The sequence below is a fragment of the Rhizobium sp. LjRoot98 genome, from assembly GCF_964252935.1.
GTDB lineage: Bacteria > Pseudomonadota > Alphaproteobacteria > Rhizobiales > Rhizobiaceae > Pararhizobium.
Genome location: NZ_CAXUPW020000003.1, coordinates 74,684 through 90,670 on the forward strand (window position 1 = coordinate 74,684; position 15,987 = coordinate 90,670).

Sequence of the window (15,987 nt, forward strand, 5' to 3'; positions counted from 1 at the left end):
GTCGCCGTGCCTTACGTCCTGATCAGTTTTCCGATTCCGTCGCGATCAGCTTCCAATTCGGATCGCGGGAACGGGTATCGCGCGCGAAGGTCCAGAGATCGTTGACCTCGGAAACCGCTTCGGCATCGCCATCGACGATCGCGCCGGCCTTGTCATAGGTCGCGGAAATCAGCTGGCTGATGATGCGCAGCGTGATGTTGGCTTCGCTATCCTTGATCTCGGCATGCACCATATCGGCCTTCTCGATGCCGACGAAGGTAGACTTGACGACTTCGCCCTTGCTTTCGCGTTCGGAAATCGCGGCGTCGAAACCGTCATAGACGTCGCGGGACAAGAGACCCTTGAGCGTCTTGCGGTCGCCATCGGCGAAAGCCATGACGATCATCTCATAGGCCATCTTGGCGCCATTGACGAATTCCTTCGGATCGAAGGACGGATCGTTATCGACCATGCGGCGCAGTGCGTCGTTCAGCGGCGTGCCAGCCTTTGTGAAGGCATCAATCTCGGCGTAACGGGAAATCTCCTCGCCGGCGCCATCGCGGCGTGGCAATTGCACCACTTTGCCGGACGCTTCAGGGCCATCGGCGGCTTCGCGCGGCGAATAGGGATCGACCGGCGGACGTTCGTTGCCGGTCCGCTTGCCCAGGACGCTGCGCAGTTGGAGGAATATGATCACCGCGGCGACCAAGAAAAACAATGTGACGAAGTCGAAAGAGCCCATTTCCACCCAGAACCGCTGTTAATATGCCGTGCGATCATCCCATATAGTCTGCATGACACGATCATTCAAATGGCTATATCACTTCTTTGCAATTGCCGGTGCGGTTCGGCTCAATCATATTCACCTGAGTAGATATCAATGCGCTCCCTGATCATCCCGATTCTTTTCCTTTTGATGCCGATCGCGGAGATCGCGACCTTCATCGTCGTCGGCCGTGAAATCGGCGTCGGCATGACGCTTCTTCTTGTTCTGGCCAGTGCCGTTGCTGGCGCGCTTTTGTTGCGTATCCAGGGGTTCGGGGTTCTTAGAAAGATACAGCAGGCATCACAAACCGGCACGGATCCAGGCCGGCAATTGGTGCACGGCGTCATGATCGTGATCGCCGCCTTGCTGTTGATCATTCCGGGGTTCATCAGCGACATCATCGGATTGCTGCTGTTCATACCGGCGGTTCGGGATCTTGGCTGGTCGTTCGTCAAGAACCGCCTGACGATCGTTACAACCGGCATGGCGGGAGGCTCGCGTGGCTTTTCTCGCGGCCCGGAACCGGAGCGTGGCGCTTCCCGCAATGGGGGTCCCCAGGTGATCGACCTCGACGACGACGAATTTTCCCGCACCGATGGCCGGGGCCGCACCGATCCCAACGAGCGCGACCGCCTCAAGTGAACGGCGGCACCGGGTTGTAAGCCCGGGTGCGAAATGCTAGATGCCTCACCAAATTTCATGTCCGAAGGAAATGGCCTTATGACCGATACCGCATCCCCGACAAACGGCTCTGCCGAAAGCCCGTCCCTGAACATCCTGGCCCAGTACATCAAGGACCTTTCCTTTGAAAACCCGGGTGCGCCGCGTTCGCTTCAGGCACGCGAAAAGGCTCCGGCGATCAACATCAATGTCAACGTCAACGCCAATCCATTGTCGGATGCGGAATTTGACGTCATCCTGACACTGAACGCAGAAGCCAAGGACGGCGACAAGATGCTGTTCAATGTCGAGCTTTCCTATGGCGGCGTTTTCCGCGTTACCGGTTTCCCGCAGGAACACATGCTGCCGCTGCTCTTCATCGAGTGCCCGCGCCTGCTCTTCCCGTTTGCCCGCCAGATCGTTTCCGACGCGACACGCAACGGCGGCTTCCCACCGCTGATGATCGACCCGATCGATTTTGCCCAGATGTTCACCCAGCGTATGGCTGAGGAAAAGGTTCGCTCGCAGGTTTCCACCACCGCGAACTGATTTGGCTGAAATCTGGATCTGATTGTTTCAATGCCCGGTTTCGACCGGGCATTTTTATTTGGCCGGTTCGTATTTTGCCCAGATAGCCTTGGCGCCCATCTTCGCGACAAGGGCTGCATGGGCGTCGGCCTCGCCAACGGTGAGGCGCGCACCAAGCGGACGTGGCCGTTGCCCGGCAACCGCGATAGCCTCGTCGGCTTCGTCAGCCTGACCGCCATTGTCGCTGGAGTGCAGACCGAACGTTGTCTGCCGCCCGCCGATCAGCTCGATATAGACTTCCGCCAGAAGCTCGGAGTCGAGCAACGCGCCGTGTTTCGTCCGGTGCGAATTATCGACGCCATAGCGACGGCAAAGCGCATCGAGCGAGTTCGGACCCATTGGATGCTTGCGGCGCGCGAGTGCGAGCGTATCCGTGACCAGATCGTTGGTGATTACCGGTAGGCCCAGCCGGGTAAATTCGGCATTCATGAAACCCATGTCGAAGGTTGCGTTATGCGCTACCCATCGGGCGTCACCAAAAAATTCGAGCAGTTCATCGACGATACCGGCAAAGTTCGGCTTGTCCTTCAGCGACTCGTCGGAAATGCCATGGATAGCCAGCGCGTCCGGATGCACCTTGCGGTCGCCCGGATTGATATAGACGTGAAAGCTGCGGCCGGTTGGAAAATGATTGTCGAGTTCGATGCCGCCAATTTCGATGACCCGATCGAGCTTGTTGTCGAGACCTGTCGTTTCCGTATCGAAAATGATTTCGCGCATCATGGCCTCTTCTGGCTTGTCAGCCTCTGGACGATCGCCGCCACCTGGTCGCGGGCCGAATCAAGTCCGTGGCCCGTATCGATGATGTAATCGGCTTTCGCACGTTTTTCCTGGTCGGGGACCTGACGCGAGAGGATGAGGGCGAATTTTTCCGCCGTCATCCCCGGTCTTTTCAGCACCCGCTCCCTTTGGATCTCCGGATCGCAGGTGACGACGGCGACGGCATCGACGCGGCTTTGGCCATTCGTCTCGTACAGAAGCGGGATGTCGAGGAGGACAAGTGGCGCACCGGCCGCTCGATGATGATCGAGAAACGCCCGCTCCTTCTCGCGCACCAGCGGATGGACAATCGCTTCCAGCGTCTTGAACAAGGATGGATCGGCAGCCAACTGCCGGGAGAGTTCGGTCCTGTCGACCGAACCCGCCTTCGCCGTTCCCGGAAATGCCGCCTCGATCGGCGCCACAGCTTCACCTTGATAGAGGGCGTGCACGACCGCATCGGCATCATTCACCTGCACACCCATCTCGGCAAACATCGCAGCCGTGGTCGACTTGCCCATGCCGATCGATCCGGTGAGCCCGAGGATGATCATGCGTGGCTCGCCATATCATCGATGATGATCTGGCGCAGGGTCTCATCGATCGTCGGCCTCTTGCCGAACCATTTCTCGAACCCGGGTGCGGCCTGGTGCAGCAGCATGCCAAGCCCATCGACCGTGGCAAAACCCTGTGCCTCGGCTTGTGCGAGGATCGGCGTCTTCAGCGGCACGTAAACAATATCCGTCACGATACTGCTGGAAGCCATGACCGTAAAATCGATCTGCGGCACTTCCGTCCCATCCATCCCGAGCGACGTAGTGTTGATGAAAAGGCCAGCTCCGGTCATGACCTCGGCCAGCGCAGCCATCGGCTGCGCATGCACGGCTGGCCCAAACCGGTCGGCGAGTTCCCGGGCGCGATCAACCGTGCGGTTGACGACATGGATTGTCTTGACGCCCCGATCGCGCACCGCCTGGATCACCGCCCGACTGGCACCGCCAGCGCCAAGAATGACAGCGGTTTGACATTGGTCCCAGCCCGGAGCGCGTTCATCAAGGTTGGCGCTAAAGCCATGCCCATCCGTATTGGTCGCATGCACCAGGCCGTCTTCGATCCACAATGTGTTGGAAGCGCCGAGTTCAGTGCTCAACGCATCCGGCCGGTCGGACAGGGCGAAAGCCAGCTCCTTGTGAGGGATCGTCACATTGCCGCCCGTGAAACCGGATTGGCCATTTTTCAGCGACGCGATGAAATCGGGGAACCCCTCCGGAGATACGGCATGAGCCTTGTAGCTTCCCGGCAAACCAAGCTGTTTCAGCCAATATCCATGGATCAGCGGAGAGCGCGAATGCTTGATCGGATAGCCCGTGACGAAGGCGTGGTTAACAAATGTTTCACGTGAATCACGCATCGATCACCCGTAGATCCCTGAGTTTTGCGAGCAGCGGCAGCATAGGCAGCCCGAGAATGGTGAAATAATCGCCGTCGATTTTATCGAAAAGTTGGATGCCCTCGCCTTCGAGCTGATAGGCGCCGACGCTGGAGAGTGCCTTTTTTCCGACGCGGGCGAGATGCGCGTCGATAAATTCCGGACTTAGAGCCCGAACCGACATCCGTGCCGAAGACACATGCTTCCAAAGAATGTCATGTCCGCGTGTCAGCACAATGCCGCTGTTCAACTGATGAACCCGGCCGGACAGCGATAGCAGATGATCGCGCGCCTCATTCATATCGCGGGGCTTGTGGTAGACCCTGGCACCGAGCGACATGGTTTGGTCCGAGCCGATGATGATATCGTCCGGAAAAGCCTCCCCGACATTTCTCGCCTTGGCTTCGGCCAGGATCAGCGCAACCTCTTCCGGCGACGACCCCTGCCGTTCGACCTCGCCTTCAATCGCCCGCTCGTCAATATCGGCTGCTTTCGCCTGGAAAGCGATGCCGGCATTTTCCAGCAGCATGCGACGGAACGGGCTCGCCGAAGCGAGGACAAGAGAACCTGCCATTGTCATTTATCCTGTTTGACCGGATTCGCCTTAACGCAGGCGGGGCCGTAGGGCAACGATGGCGGCGGCGGTTTCCTCGATCGAGCGGCGCGTCACATCGATCATCGGCCAGTTGTTGCGGGCGCAAATCGACCGCGCATATTTCAATTCTTCAGTAATAGAGGCACGGTCGACATAGTCCTCGGCGTGATAACTATGCGTCGCAGTACCCAGGATACGGTTCTGGCGAACCTGTGAAATCCGGTCCGCCGTCGCAATCAAGCCCACCACCAGCGGCTTGGTTGCTTCCATCAACCGGTCCGGCAGCGAGACGCCGGGAACGATCGGGATGTTGGCGGTTTTGATGCCGCGATTCGCGAGATAGATGCTGGTCGGCGTTTTCGATGTCCTGCTGATCCCGACAAGCACGACATCCGCATCATTGAAATCCGCCGGCAATTGGCCGTCGTCATGATCCATGGTGAAATTCAGCGCATCGATGCGGGCAAAATAATCGGCGTCCATCACATGCTGCGCACCGGACCGCCGCCGCGAGGTCGCGCCGAGATAGGATTGGAAGAGATCGATGATCGGCTCCAGAACCGAGACGCAGGGCAGCCCCATCTCCTTGCAGGTCACATTGATAATGTCGGCAAGCTCGCGATCGACGATCGTATAGAGCACGATCCCAGGCGCGCCATCGACCGCTTCCATCACCTGCATCAACTGCTTGCGATTGCGGATCAGCGGATAGACGTGCTCAAGCGCATGCGCCGACTGGAATTGCGAGGCGGCCGCCCTGCCCGCGGCGATCAGCGTTTCGCCGGTCGAATCGGAGATCAGGTGCAGGTGGAAATAGTTTTTCTGGTTCTCCACGCTATTCTCCGAGGGCTGTTGATAAACCGGGACAGCGATAGCTAAGGACCGGCGAGGTTCAAAGGCAAGGGGAAAACCTGCGGGTTATTCACAATCTGGATTCCGGGGAACTGGATTCCTGAAGCATGTGGAGAAGACTCATCACGCTTTGAAGCCGCAACGTTATCCACAAGCCATCCACATTCGTTTGCCGACGCACATGATGAGCGAACCTTATGACTCTTCATCATTTTTTCAAGTTTGTTCCCGCTCCTATCTGTCGCATGGCAAAATCGGCCAAGAGATTCTATTGAACGGGCCAGCATGTGGAAAAGAGTCGGACGGGGTTTAATCCTTGATAGTCACAGACTCTAAGAAATAGAATTCTTAGATATAGATATCTTTTAGAATGGGAGAACGTGTCCGGTGACTGCGCAAAGCCGTAAGGTCCTACAGGTGTTGAAGGGTGAAACACTCTCACCTCCCCCAATCTGGCTGATGCGGCAGGCTGGTCGATATCTTCCCGAATACCGGCAGACACGAGCCAAGGCCGGAAGCTTCCTCGATCTCTGTTATTCGCCCGATATGGCTGTTGAGGTGACGCTGCAGCCAATCCGGCGTTATGCGTTTGACGCAGCCATCCTGTTTTCTGACATCCTCGTCATTCCCGATGCCCTGAAGCGTAATGTTCGCTTCGAAGAAGGGCATGGACCACGTATGGATCCGATCGACGTTTCGGAAATTGCCTCACTCGATGTGAAGCCCGTATCCGCCCATTTGCAGCCGGTCATGGAGACGGTTCGCCGTTTGCGCCGGGAACTACCGGATGAAACGACGCTACTCGGCTTCTGTGGCGCGCCCTGGACAGTTGCCACCTACATGATTGCCGGGCACGGAACGCCCGACCAGGCCCCGGCACGGCTTTTTGCCTATCAGAACCCCGAAGCGTTCGATCGGCTGCTGGCGGTGCTTGCTGAGGTCTCTGCGGACTATCTGGTCGAACAGATCGATGCCGGTGCGGATGCAGTTCAAATCTTCGATTCCTGGGCCGGCGTTCTGGGCGAGGAAGAATTCCGCCGCTACGCCGTCAATCCGGTGCGCCGGATGATCGACAGCGTTCGTTCCCGTCGCCCTCAGGCGAAGATCATTGCCTTTGCCAAGGGCGCTGGAATTCTGCTCAAGGATTACCGCCAGGCAACCGGCGCCGATGCCATCGGTCTCGACTGGTCCGTGCCATTGTCGTTTGCCGCCGAGCTGCAGAGGGATGGTCCTGTTCAGGGCAACCTCGATCCGATGCGGGTGGTGGCCGGCGGACAATCGCTGGATGACGGGATCGATGCGATCCTGCAGAAGCTTGGAAATGGGCCGCTGATCTTCAATCTCGGCCACGGTATTACACCACAGGCCAATCCCGACCATGTTTCTCAACTGGTCGCCCGTGTTCGCGGGATGGGCCAATGATCGAGCGTCAGACGGATATCCGGCCAGGGAAAAAAGCGCGTACCCGCGCCTTCATCGCGATCGGCTTGTTCGTCGCGCTTTTGGCCGGGCTGTTCGTCTGGCAACCGGATAATCTCTATCTCTGGATCAAGGCGCTGCACATCATTGCCGTGATGTCCTGGATGGCCGCCCTGCTCTACATGCCGCGGCTGTTTATCTATCACACCGACGCGGCACCAGGCTCGGAACAGTCGGAAACCTTCAAGATGATGGAACAGCGGCTCTTGAAGGTCATCATGAACCCGGCGATGATGATCACCTGGGTGCTTGGCCTCTATCTTGCGTGGAGCGTCTATGGTTTTCAGGGCGGCTGGCTGCATGCCAAACTTCTGCTGGTTATTCTTCTGACCGGGGTCCACGTGATGTTCAGCCGTGCGGTCAGAGCTTTTGCCCGGGATGAAAACACCCGTAGCGCCCGTTATTGGCGGCTGATGAACGAAGCGCCGACAATCCTGATGATCCTCATCGTCATCATGGCAGTGGTGAAACCTTTTTGATCCGGCCGCGTTGTAGAAGGAAACTTCCGGTAATTTTCGTTGCCCCCTTGCGGCGCAACGAGTGAGTCGCTATTTTCCCGCCATCTCCTCTTTCGTGGCATGTGTAAACGTTACGAGCCTGCCCCTTCCGCTGCAGCTCCCCTTACATCAAGCACGCCGACTTTCCTTTCCGAATTCCAAGTGTGGTCCCCTTCATGGCTGAAATGAAGCTTCAAGAACTTAAAAACAAAACTGCAACCGATCTCCTGGCTTTTGCCGAGTCGGTTGAGGTCGAAAACGCCAGTGTCATGCGCAAGCAGGAACTGATGTTTGCGATCCTGAAAATGCTGGCAAGTCAGGACGTCGAAATTATCGGCGAAGGCGTCGTCGAGGTGCTACAGGACGGCTTCGGCTTCCTGCGCTCGGCCAACGCCAACTATCTGCCCGGTCCCGACGATATCTATATCTCACCCTCACAGATCCGCCGCTTCTCGCTGAAGACCGGCGATACGGTCGAAGGCCCGATCCGCGGCCCAAAAGAGGGCGAACGCTATTTCGCACTTCTCAAGGTCAACACGATCAATTTCGAGGATCCTGAAAAGATCCGCCACAAGGTCCATTTCGACAATCTGACGCCGCTCTATCCGAACGAGCGTTTCAAGATGGAACTGGAGGTTCCGACCTCGAAGGACCTGTCCGCCCGCGTCATCGATCTGATTGCGCCGCTCGGCAAGGGCCAGCGTGGCCTGATTGTCGCGCCGCCGCGCACCGGTAAGACTGTTCTCCTTCAGAACATTGCTCATTCGATTACCGCCAATCATCCGGAATGTTATCTGATCGTTCTCCTGATCGATGAGCGGCCGGAAGAAGTCACCGACATGCAGCGCTCGGTGAAGGGCGAAGTCGTTTCCTCGACCTTCGATGAGCCGGCAACACGCCACGTCCAGGTCGCTGAAATGGTCATCGAGAAGGCGAAGCGCCTTGTCGAACACGGTCGTGACGTCGTCATCCTGCTGGATTCGATCACCCGTCTCGGCCGCGCCTACAACACGGTCGTTCCGTCATCGGGCAAGGTCTTGACCGGTGGTGTGGATGCCAACGCGCTGCAGCGCCCGAAGCGCTTCTTCGGTGCCGCCCGTAATATCGAGGAAGGCGGCTCGCTGACGATCATCGCGACGGCCCTGATCGATACCGGTAGCCGCATGGATGAAGTCATCTTCGAAGAATTCAAGGGCACTGGTAACTCCGAAATCGTTCTTGACCGCAAGGTCGCTGACAAGCGTATCTTCCCGTCGATGGATATCCTCAAGTCGGGTACCCGTAAGGAAGACCTGTTGGTACCGCGTCAGGATCTGCAGAAGATCTTCGTTCTGCGCCGTATTCTTGCCCCGATGGGAACGACCGATGCGATCGAGTTCCTGATCGACAAGCTGAAGCAGACCAAGACCAATGGTGATTTCTTCGATTCGATGAACACCTGACCGTCGGTCATATTTTGCACGAAGCCCAGGTTTATCCTGGGCTTTTGTGTTTCTGGCGCAAACTAGATAGCCGGATTCATTGCCCGGATTCCAAATGTGATGAAAAGAAATCACTTATCTGGCGGACCAGCACGCAAGGACTTTAAATTGAACCAGTCGCAGCAGCCACTGTCCGATACGATTTATGCCCTGTCCTCCGGTGCGTTGCCGGCTGGTGTTGCGGTCGTTCGCATCAGTGGACCTCATACGCCGGACGTTCTGACCGCCTTGTGCGGTTCCCTGCCGTTACCGCGCCAGGCTGTGCTCAGATCGATTCGCAATCGAAACGGTGATGTGCTTGATCAGGGCCTCATTTTCCATTTTGCAGCACCAGCCTCCTTTACGGGCGAAGACTGCGCCGAGCTGCAGGTTCACGGCGGCCGCGCGGTGGTCAATGCGATCCTCGCTGAACTTGAGCTGTTTCCGGGCCTGAGGCATGCCGAGGCTGGCGAGTTTTCTCGCCGTGCATTTCACAATGGTAAACTTGATCTCGTCGAAATCGAAGGCCTTGCCGATTTGATTGCTGCCGAAACCGAGATGCAGCGGCGGTTGGCGCAGGAGCATTCCAGTGGCCATCTCTCGATGGTCTATGACGGTTGGGCCCGCCGGTTGACCCATGCCAGGGCGATGATCGAAGCTGAGCTGGATTTCGCTGACGAGGATGACGTACCGGGCTCCGTCGCTGATCGAATCTGGGCGGATATGCGCCTGTTGAAAACCGAGATCGAAGCGCATCTCGACGGGGCTGGTGTTGCGGAGATTATCCGGGACGGTTTGAAGATCGTCATTGCCGGCGAACCGAATGCCGGAAAGTCGAGCCTGCTCAACCACCTCGCGCGCCGCGATGTTGCTATCGTCACTGATATTGCCGGTACGACGCGGGACATTCTTTCGGTGGATTTATCCTTAGCCGGATTCCGTGTTCAGTTATTTGATACGGCTGGCCTGCGAGAGACCGATGATAGAGTAGAGCAGGAAGGTATCCGGCGTGCCTATCTGAGCATTGACCAGGCTGACATTGTTCTCTTGCTGGCAGATACGCCCCATGGCTTTGCCGCTCTGGGCGAGGACCAGCGGACAAAACCGCTTATCCGGATCGGCACGAAGATTGATCGGTCCCCCGATTTATGGGATAAGGCCGATGCCGACGTGCTGATCTCAACTGAGACGGGCGCGGGGATTGACCGGCTTCTAGAACTTCTTGTAGAGCAACTGCCCGATCTCTCCGGCCGGAACGCGTTATCGTTACCGACACGAAAGCGGCACGTAAGTTGCCTCAAACAAACGCTCTCAGCGATCGAGATGAGTTTGGTGCAATCAAATCGCGGACTTGATATTCAGGCAGAATACTTGCGGCAAGCTGGCGATGCTCTCGGGAGAATTACCGGCCGGGTTGATGTCGAGGATCTTCTCGGAGTCATTTTTTCCGAATTCTGCATCGGCAAGTGAGATACAACTGCGCATACAACGTTGGCGAGTCTCAACAAATGTTTCACGTGAAACGATTCGCTTCCGTAACACCGTGATGGAGACGGTTTTTGATGTTCGATTATGATCTTGTGGTTATCGGCGGCGGCCATGCCGGTTGCGAGGCGGCCAGTGCTGCCGCGCGCATGGGAGCCAAAACGGCTTTGGTGACGCATAAGCGGGATACGATTGGAGTTATGTCCTGTAATCCGGCCATTGGTGGTCTGGGTAAAGGTCACCTCGTACGGGAAATTGACGCGATGGACGGCCTCATGGGCCGCGTGGCTGATGCCGCCGGAATACAGTTTCGGTTGTTAAACCGCAGAAAAGGTCCCGCTGTGCGCGGCCCGCGCACCCAGGCGGACCGAAAACTCTATCGCCAGGCCATGCAAGTCGAGATCGCAGCGATCGAAAACCTCCACGTTATCGAAGGCGATGCGTTTGATCTGCAGTTGGATAAAGGCCGCGTTAGTGGAATCGTTCTCGCTGACGGGCGCACCATTTCCTGTGGCGCCGCGGTACTGACCACCGGCACCTTTCTGCGTGGTCTCATCCATATTGGCAATCGCAAGATCCCGGCCGGCCGTGTTGGCGAAGAGCCCTCCACCGGGTTGTCCGGAACGCTTGAACGTTTTGGTTTGCGTTTGGGACGATTGAAGACGGGGACGCCCGCCCGACTCGATGGCAAGACCATCGACTGGCAATCTGTCGGGCGTCAAGGCGCTGATGAGGATCCAGTTCCCTTCTCTTTCATGACGGACGCCATTCGTAACCGTCAGATTGAATGCGGCGTAACGCGGACTACCGACGCAACGCACAAGATCATCTCGGATAACCTGCTCAAGTCGGCAATGTATTCTGGACAGATCGAAGGTGTCGGCCCCCGATATTGCCCGTCGATCGAAGACAAGATTGTCAAGTTCGGCGAACGCGACGGCCATCAGATATTCCTGGAGCCGGAAGGGCTTGATGATGATACCGTCTATCCGAACGGGATTTCAACATCCCTGCCAGAAGATGTGCAACAGGCCTTCATCCAAACAATCCCGGGCCTGGAGCATGTCACCATCATCCAGCCGGGATATGCTATCGAGTACGATCATGTCGATCCGCGCGAGCTGTCGCTATCCTTGGAAGTCCGCAAAATCCCCGGGCTGTTCCTCGCTGGACAGATCAATGGCACGACCGGTTATGAGGAGGCCGGTGCGCAAGGATTGGTCGCCGGTTTGAATGCTGCGCTGCTCTGTGCCGGCAATACACCCTATCTGTTCAGCCGCACCAATTCGTACATTGGTGTGATGATCGACGATCTGACGTCGCGTGGGGTGGCCGAGCCGTACCGGATGTTTACATCGCGTGCCGAGTACCGCCTCTCACTCCGAGCTGACAATGCGGACGTTCGACTGACGCCGGAAGCGATTGCGCTTGGATGTGTTTCGACCGGGCGCACTGCCAAGTTCGCTCAATGGATTGCAGATATCGATCGCAATAGAGAGCTGTTGAAGTCGCTGACGGTGACGCCAACCGAGGGACGCACACATGGACTGAAACTGAATTTGGACGGCCAACGCCGTTCCGCGTTCGAGCTTCTTTCCTATGCCGAACACTCGATACAGTCGCTGAGTACGGTCTGGCCAGAACTGAATTCGATCGATAGTAAGCTGGCCGAGGCGCTTGAGATAGACGCTACCTATGCGGTTTACATGGATCGGCAGGCATCAGATATTGCCAGCGTTCGTAGCGAGGAAAGCCGGGTCATCCCTGAGGACTTTGATTTCCAATCTCTCTCCGGTCTGTCAAACGAACTGAAGCACAAACTGAAGGCAGCGAAACCGCGTAATTTGGCGCAAGCCATGAAAGTGGACGGGATAACCCCGTCTGCCATATCACTGATCCTGGCGCATATGCGCAAGGGTAGTCACAGCCAGACAGAGCATTTCAAACAGGCGATTCAATGATTGCGAGTCCTTCCAGTGAGCTAAACGGATTGCGTGTTTCACGTGAAACGTCGGATAGGCTCGAACATTTTGCCAGTCTTTTCCAAAAATGGGCCAAGTCAATCAATCTTGTGGCGCCATCGACGCTGTCGGATTTGTGGCAACGGCATATTGCCGACAGCGCTCAGATCTATCAATTGTCTCCGGGGCCGAAGCGATGGGTGGATCTTGGCAGCGGTGGCGGGTTTCCTGGCATTATTACTGCCATTTTCCTGGCGGAGCTCGGGGATGGCTGGGTGCATCTCGTCGAAAGCAATAACAAGAAAGCGGCGTTCCTTCGTGTGGCGCTGAATGAAACCGGAGCTCGCGGTTCCGTGCATCCGATTCGGATTGAAGATGCGGTTGCTACTATTCCTCAATGCGATGTGATTTCGGCCCGTGCACTCGCAGATCTCAACCAACTTCTTGAATATTGTGCTCCGTGGATGACTGCAGAGCACAAACCGCCCGCGTTCTTCCATAAAGGCCGGGATTATCAGCAGGAAGTCGACAAAGCCGTTAGCCGCTTCCAGTTTGATCTGGTAAAACATCAAAGCGTCGTCGAGCCTGACTCTGTGGTTCTCGAAATCGCAAATCTTTCGCGGAAAACTCAATAACGGCGGAATGCGGCATGATAGGCGAGAAGAACAGAATTATCACCATTGCTAATCAGAAGGGTGGCGTGGGCAAAACCACGACAGCCATCAATCTTGCAACCGCTTTGGCGGCTATTGGCGAAAAGGTCCTGATCGTTGATCTGGACCCGCAGGGCAATGCCAGCACCGGACTTGGCATTCAACGGCGTGATCGAAAGCTGTCTTCCTATGAGTTGATGATCGGTTCCCACAATGTCGCCGAGATCGTTCAGGATACCGTGGTTCCCAATCTGTCGATCGTTCCATCGACCATGGATCTGCTCGGCATAGAAATGGAAATTTCGGCGGCCAGCGACCGGGTCTTTCGCTTACGCAAGGCACTCGCCTCACCTGAAGCACTCGCTTATTCCTACGTGCTTGTCGATTGCCCGCCATCCTTCAATCTGCTGACGATGAACGCAATGGCGGCTGCACATTCGGTGCTCGTTCCGCTGCAATGCGAGTTCTTTGCCTTGGAAGGGTTGAGCCAGTTGCTGGAGACCGTCGATCAGGTTCGGCGGTCGGTCAATCCTACCCTGGATATCCAGGGTATCGTGCTGACCATGTTCGATTCCCGCAACAATCTGGCGCAGCAGGTCGTTAACGACGTCCGGACCCATCTCGGTGAAAAGGTCTACCATACGTTGATCCCCCGCAATGTGCGGGTTTCCGAGGCGCCTTCCTATGGTAAGCCGGCAATTCTCTACGATCTGAAATGTGCCGGTAGCCAGGCCTACCTTCAGCTGGCATCGGAAGTGATCCAGCGGGAGCGGTTGCGCAAGGCAGCTTGAACCGCAATCGATTCGACATCGTAACGATAAGTGTGAGTACTGACGATGAATGACGACAATTCGAGAAGAAGACTTGGCCGCGGCCTCGCGGCGTTGATCGGCGAAATGGACCAGCCTTTGCAGGCAAGCACCCCTGTTGCCCCGGTCAATGCTGACAGACGTATTCCGATCGAGTTTGTCGCTCGCAATCCGCGTAATCCACGTCGCACCTTTGACGAAGCTGAACTGCAGGATTTGGCAAGCTCCATCCGGCAGCACGGCATCGTCCAGCCTGTCGTCGTTCGCACCATTGCCGATGAACGCTATGAAATCATCGCCGGCGAGCGCCGTTGGCGTGCCGCCCAGCTGGCAGGCTTTACCGATATCCCGGTGATCGTTCGTGATGTCGACGACCGCACCGCCCTGGAAATCGCCATCGTGGAAAATGTCCAGCGATCCGATCTCAACCCGCTTGAAGAAGCGCTTGGTTATGATCAACTGATTGCTGAGCACGGATATACGCAGAACGACCTTGGTGAAATCATCGGCAAAAGCCGCAGCCATGTGGCCAATAGTCTGCGGTTGCTGAAGCTGCCGGAGCCCGTCCGCGATATGCTGTCGTCGGGTACCTTGTCGGCGGGCCACGCACGCGCCCTCATCCCGACGTCCGATCCGGTCACGCTCGCCCGCTCAATCGTCGCCAAGGGCTTGTCGGTGCGTGATACGGAACGGTTGGCGCAGAACGATATCCGCGCCCAGAGCGATCCATCCTATGGCAAGCCTTCCCCCAAGGAGGAAAAGGACGCCGATACGCTGGCGCTTGAGCGTACCCTTTCCGATAGCCTCGGTCTGGACGTGACGGTCAATCACAAGGCTTCCGGTGGACAGTTGCGGATTTCCTACAAGACGCTCGACCAGCTGGAAGAGATCTGCCGCTTGCTCGAACGGCGCTGATATCGATTCGGACTCGAAACAAATAGAGAAAATGTAGGAATATCAGATAGATGAATTCTATCTGCGGGCGGATTGCAACGTGATTGCCAGCAATGTCTGCATCGCGATGCTGTCCTCCAGGCTCTGACGGGTACGGCTCTGGAGAATTGCCGCTTGCAACCTTCCGAGTTCCCGCCGGATTGCCGGAAGCGTCCAGGTTCTCAACGCAGCTTCGATCAGGGGCTTGCGGCGGAAGTGCAGATGGCGGCCGAGTGCCGCCACAACCTGCGTTGGCTGCTGACGCTTGTCGTCCATCTCGGCGCGCATCAGATCCAGCAACTGAAACTGCTTCAAACAGGCCTGAAGTACGAGAAAGATTGCCGTCTTGGACGCGGCTATCTTGCGGATGGCGTGCTGAAGACCGTCGGCGTCGCCCTTGAGAACGGCATCGATGGCGTCATCGACCGAAACGGCGCTGGCATCGCCGACGATTTCCAGCACGTGGTCCTCTTCGATCGAGCCCATGCCGCGGCAATAGAGTGCCAGCTTGCGGATCTCGTTGCGTGAGGCGATACGGTCGCCGCCAAGAGCCTCATTCAGCCGCTCCCGTGCGGCCGGTGATATACGCAGGCCTTCGGCCCCCAGTTCCTGGTCGATAAGCGCATTGACTGCCCGGGCGTCGTCGCTATAGCAGGCGATCGATACGATCGACCGGCTGGTTTCACCGATTTTGCGGACACCTGTTCCCTTTTTGAGATCGCCGGCCTCGATGATGACATAGCTCGCCTGCGGAGGTTCCTTCGACAGCACGGTGAGACTATCAACCAGCATTTTTTCGGTGCCCGAAGCGCGAATCCAGACCAGTTTTTCACCGCCAAAGAGGCCGATCGTGTTGACCTCGTCGAGCAGGCGTCCGGGGCTCTGCTGAAGGTCTGTACCGTCAAGCCTGATCAGGGAAAAGGGATCGTCGAGCGCGACGCCGCTTTTTGCGGCGATCTGCCCGGCGCGCTCGGAGACGAGGCCACGGTCGGGGCCATAGATCAGGTAGATGCGGTTGTCCCGCAGCGGGCGCTGCAGGAACTGCTCGAATTCGTGCGATTTGATTTCGGTCATACCGCCAC

Annotated in this window: 17 protein-coding genes; 10 read left to right on the forward strand and 7 right to left on the reverse strand. The window is 57.1% G+C overall.

Features of this window, described 5'->3' with window-relative positions:
- Positions 1–22: 22 nt before the first annotated feature.
- Positions 23–721, reverse strand: coding sequence for a Tim44/TimA family putative adaptor protein (locus tag ACSQ3J_RS12275; RefSeq protein WP_060502502.1), 699 nt, complete (start codon positions 719–721; stop codon positions 23–25).
- Between the two features lie 138 nt (positions 722–859).
- Here ACSQ3J_RS12275 and ACSQ3J_RS12280 point away from each other — a divergent pair, with 138 nt between their 5' ends.
- Positions 860–1,387, forward strand: coding sequence for an FxsA family protein (locus ACSQ3J_RS12280; RefSeq protein ID WP_060502503.1), 528 nt, complete (start codon positions 860–862; stop codon positions 1,385–1,387).
- 78 nt (positions 1,388–1,465) lie between these two features.
- Positions 1,466–1,954: a protein-export chaperone SecB gene (secB, locus tag ACSQ3J_RS12285; protein ID WP_162246337.1), complete on the forward strand. Its 489-nt coding sequence runs from the start codon at positions 1,466–1,468 to the stop codon at positions 1,952–1,954.
- Between the two features lie 54 nt (positions 1,955–2,008).
- Here the strand turns inward: secB and dnaQ are convergent, their stop codons facing one another.
- The 5 genes from dnaQ to ACSQ3J_RS12310 are packed head-to-tail and all read right to left on the reverse strand — an operon-like array spanning position 2,009 to position 5,610.
- Positions 2,009–2,713 (reverse strand): DNA polymerase III subunit epsilon, encoded by a 705-nt coding sequence (dnaQ, locus tag ACSQ3J_RS12290; protein WP_060502834.1) that lies wholly within the window; start codon positions 2,711–2,713, stop codon positions 2,009–2,011.
- Positions 2,713–3,306: a dephospho-CoA kinase gene (coaE, locus tag ACSQ3J_RS12295; RefSeq protein ID WP_436039262.1), complete on the reverse strand. Its 594-nt coding sequence runs from the start codon at positions 3,304–3,306 to the stop codon at positions 2,713–2,715. Before coaE ends, dnaQ begins: the two co-directional genes overlap by 1 nt.
- Complete coding sequence (locus tag ACSQ3J_RS12300; protein ID WP_060502506.1) at positions 3,303–4,163, reverse strand: shikimate dehydrogenase; 861 nt, start codon at positions 4,161–4,163, stop codon at positions 3,303–3,305. The genes coaE and ACSQ3J_RS12300 overlap by 4 nt, the downstream gene beginning before the upstream one ends.
- Entirely contained in the window at positions 4,156–4,755 is a 600-nt protein-coding gene (locus ACSQ3J_RS12305) for a Maf-like protein (RefSeq protein ID WP_112834681.1), read from the reverse strand. Before ACSQ3J_RS12305 ends, ACSQ3J_RS12300 begins: the two co-directional genes overlap by 8 nt.
- A 30-nt stretch (positions 4,756–4,785) precedes the next feature.
- Entirely contained in the window at positions 4,786–5,610 is an 825-nt protein-coding gene (locus ACSQ3J_RS12310; RefSeq protein WP_060502508.1) for a pyruvate, water dikinase regulatory protein, read from the reverse strand.
- A gap of 405 nt (positions 5,611–6,015) precedes the next feature.
- On the opposite strand from ACSQ3J_RS12310, the gene hemE reads away from it, so the two are divergent.
- The 8 genes from hemE to ACSQ3J_RS12350 all read left to right on the forward strand — a co-directional run bounded on the left by hemE (position 6,016) and on the right by ACSQ3J_RS12350 (position 14,887).
- Entirely contained in the window at positions 6,016–7,050 is a 1,035-nt protein-coding gene (gene hemE / locus ACSQ3J_RS12315; protein WP_060502509.1) for a uroporphyrinogen decarboxylase, read from the forward strand.
- Positions 7,047–7,586 (forward strand): protoporphyrinogen oxidase HemJ, encoded by a 540-nt coding sequence (gene hemJ, locus ACSQ3J_RS12320; protein WP_112834680.1) that lies wholly within the window; start codon positions 7,047–7,049, stop codon positions 7,584–7,586. Before hemE ends, hemJ begins: the two co-directional genes overlap by 4 nt.
- 194 nt (positions 7,587–7,780) lie before the next feature.
- Positions 7,781–9,046: a transcription termination factor Rho gene (gene rho, locus ACSQ3J_RS12325; protein ID WP_099050890.1), complete on the forward strand. Its 1,266-nt coding sequence runs from the start codon at positions 7,781–7,783 to the stop codon at positions 9,044–9,046.
- Positions 9,047–9,214: 168 nt separating this feature from the next.
- Positions 9,215–10,534: a tRNA uridine-5-carboxymethylaminomethyl(34) synthesis GTPase MnmE gene (mnmE, locus tag ACSQ3J_RS12330; protein ID WP_436039339.1), complete on the forward strand. Its 1,320-nt coding sequence runs from the start codon at positions 9,215–9,217 to the stop codon at positions 10,532–10,534.
- A gap of 92 nt (positions 10,535–10,626) precedes the next feature.
- Positions 10,627–12,510, forward strand: coding sequence for a tRNA uridine-5-carboxymethylaminomethyl(34) synthesis enzyme MnmG (gene mnmG, locus ACSQ3J_RS12335; RefSeq protein WP_060502511.1), 1,884 nt, complete (start codon positions 10,627–10,629; stop codon positions 12,508–12,510).
- Complete coding sequence (gene rsmG / locus ACSQ3J_RS12340; RefSeq protein WP_060502512.1) at positions 12,507–13,145, forward strand: 16S rRNA (guanine(527)-N(7))-methyltransferase RsmG; 639 nt, start codon at positions 12,507–12,509, stop codon at positions 13,143–13,145. The genes mnmG and rsmG overlap by 4 nt, the downstream gene beginning before the upstream one ends.
- 14 nt (positions 13,146–13,159) lie before the next feature.
- On the forward strand, positions 13,160–13,954 hold the full coding sequence (locus ACSQ3J_RS12345) for a ParA family protein (protein WP_060502513.1): 795 nt from the start codon (positions 13,160–13,162) through the stop codon (positions 13,952–13,954).
- Positions 13,955–13,999: 45 nt separating this feature from the next.
- The gene (locus ACSQ3J_RS12350; protein ID WP_060502514.1) at positions 14,000–14,887 is read left to right on the forward strand and encodes a ParB/RepB/Spo0J family partition protein; all 888 of its coding nucleotides are present in this window, start codon (positions 14,000–14,002) and stop codon (positions 14,885–14,887) included.
- 57 nt (positions 14,888–14,944) lie between these two features.
- On the opposite strand, the gene holA is transcribed toward ACSQ3J_RS12350, so the two are convergent.
- Positions 14,945–15,979 (reverse strand): DNA polymerase III subunit delta, encoded by a 1,035-nt coding sequence (gene holA / locus ACSQ3J_RS12355; protein ID WP_060502515.1) that lies wholly within the window; start codon positions 15,977–15,979, stop codon positions 14,945–14,947.
- Positions 15,980–15,987: the final 8 nt, after the last annotated feature.

Bases quoted from the DNA above. Each gene is read 5' to 3' on its own strand.
- hemJ (WP_112834680.1), top strand. From the start codon at position 7,047: ATGATCGAGCGTCAGACGGATATCCGGCCAGGGAAAAAAGCGCGTACC.
- mnmG (WP_060502511.1), top strand. From the start codon at position 10,627: ATGTTCGATTATGATCTTGTGGTTATCGGCGGCGGCCATGCCGGTTGC.
- ACSQ3J_RS12275 (WP_060502502.1), bottom strand. From the start codon at position 721: ATGGGCTCTTTCGACTTCGTCACATTGTTTTTCTTGGTCGCCGCGGTG.
- ACSQ3J_RS12300 (WP_060502506.1), bottom strand. From the start codon at position 4,163: ATGCGTGATTCACGTGAAACATTTGTTAACCACGCCTTCGTCACGGGC.
- secB (WP_162246337.1), top strand. From the start codon at position 1,466: ATGACCGATACCGCATCCCCGACAAACGGCTCTGCCGAAAGCCCGTCC.
- ACSQ3J_RS12350 (WP_060502514.1), top strand. From the start codon at position 14,000: ATGAATGACGACAATTCGAGAAGAAGACTTGGCCGCGGCCTCGCGGCG.
- holA (WP_060502515.1), bottom strand. From the start codon at position 15,979: ATGACCGAAATCAAATCGCACGAATTCGAGCAGTTCCTGCAGCGCCCG.
- rsmG (WP_060502512.1), top strand. From the start codon at position 12,507: ATGATTGCGAGTCCTTCCAGTGAGCTAAACGGATTGCGTGTTTCACGT.
- ACSQ3J_RS12280 (WP_060502503.1), top strand. From the start codon at position 860: ATGCGCTCCCTGATCATCCCGATTCTTTTCCTTTTGATGCCGATCGCG.
- ACSQ3J_RS12345 (WP_060502513.1), top strand. From the start codon at position 13,160: ATGATAGGCGAGAAGAACAGAATTATCACCATTGCTAATCAGAAGGGT.
- rho (WP_099050890.1), top strand. From the start codon at position 7,781: ATGGCTGAAATGAAGCTTCAAGAACTTAAAAACAAAACTGCAACCGAT.
- ACSQ3J_RS12305 (WP_112834681.1), bottom strand. From the start codon at position 4,755: ATGGCAGGTTCTCTTGTCCTCGCTTCGGCGAGCCCGTTCCGTCGCATG.
- coaE (WP_436039262.1), bottom strand. From the start codon at position 3,306: ATGATCATCCTCGGGCTCACCGGATCGATCGGCATGGGCAAGTCGACC.
- dnaQ (WP_060502834.1), bottom strand. From the start codon at position 2,713: ATGCGCGAAATCATTTTCGATACGGAAACGACAGGTCTCGACAACAAG.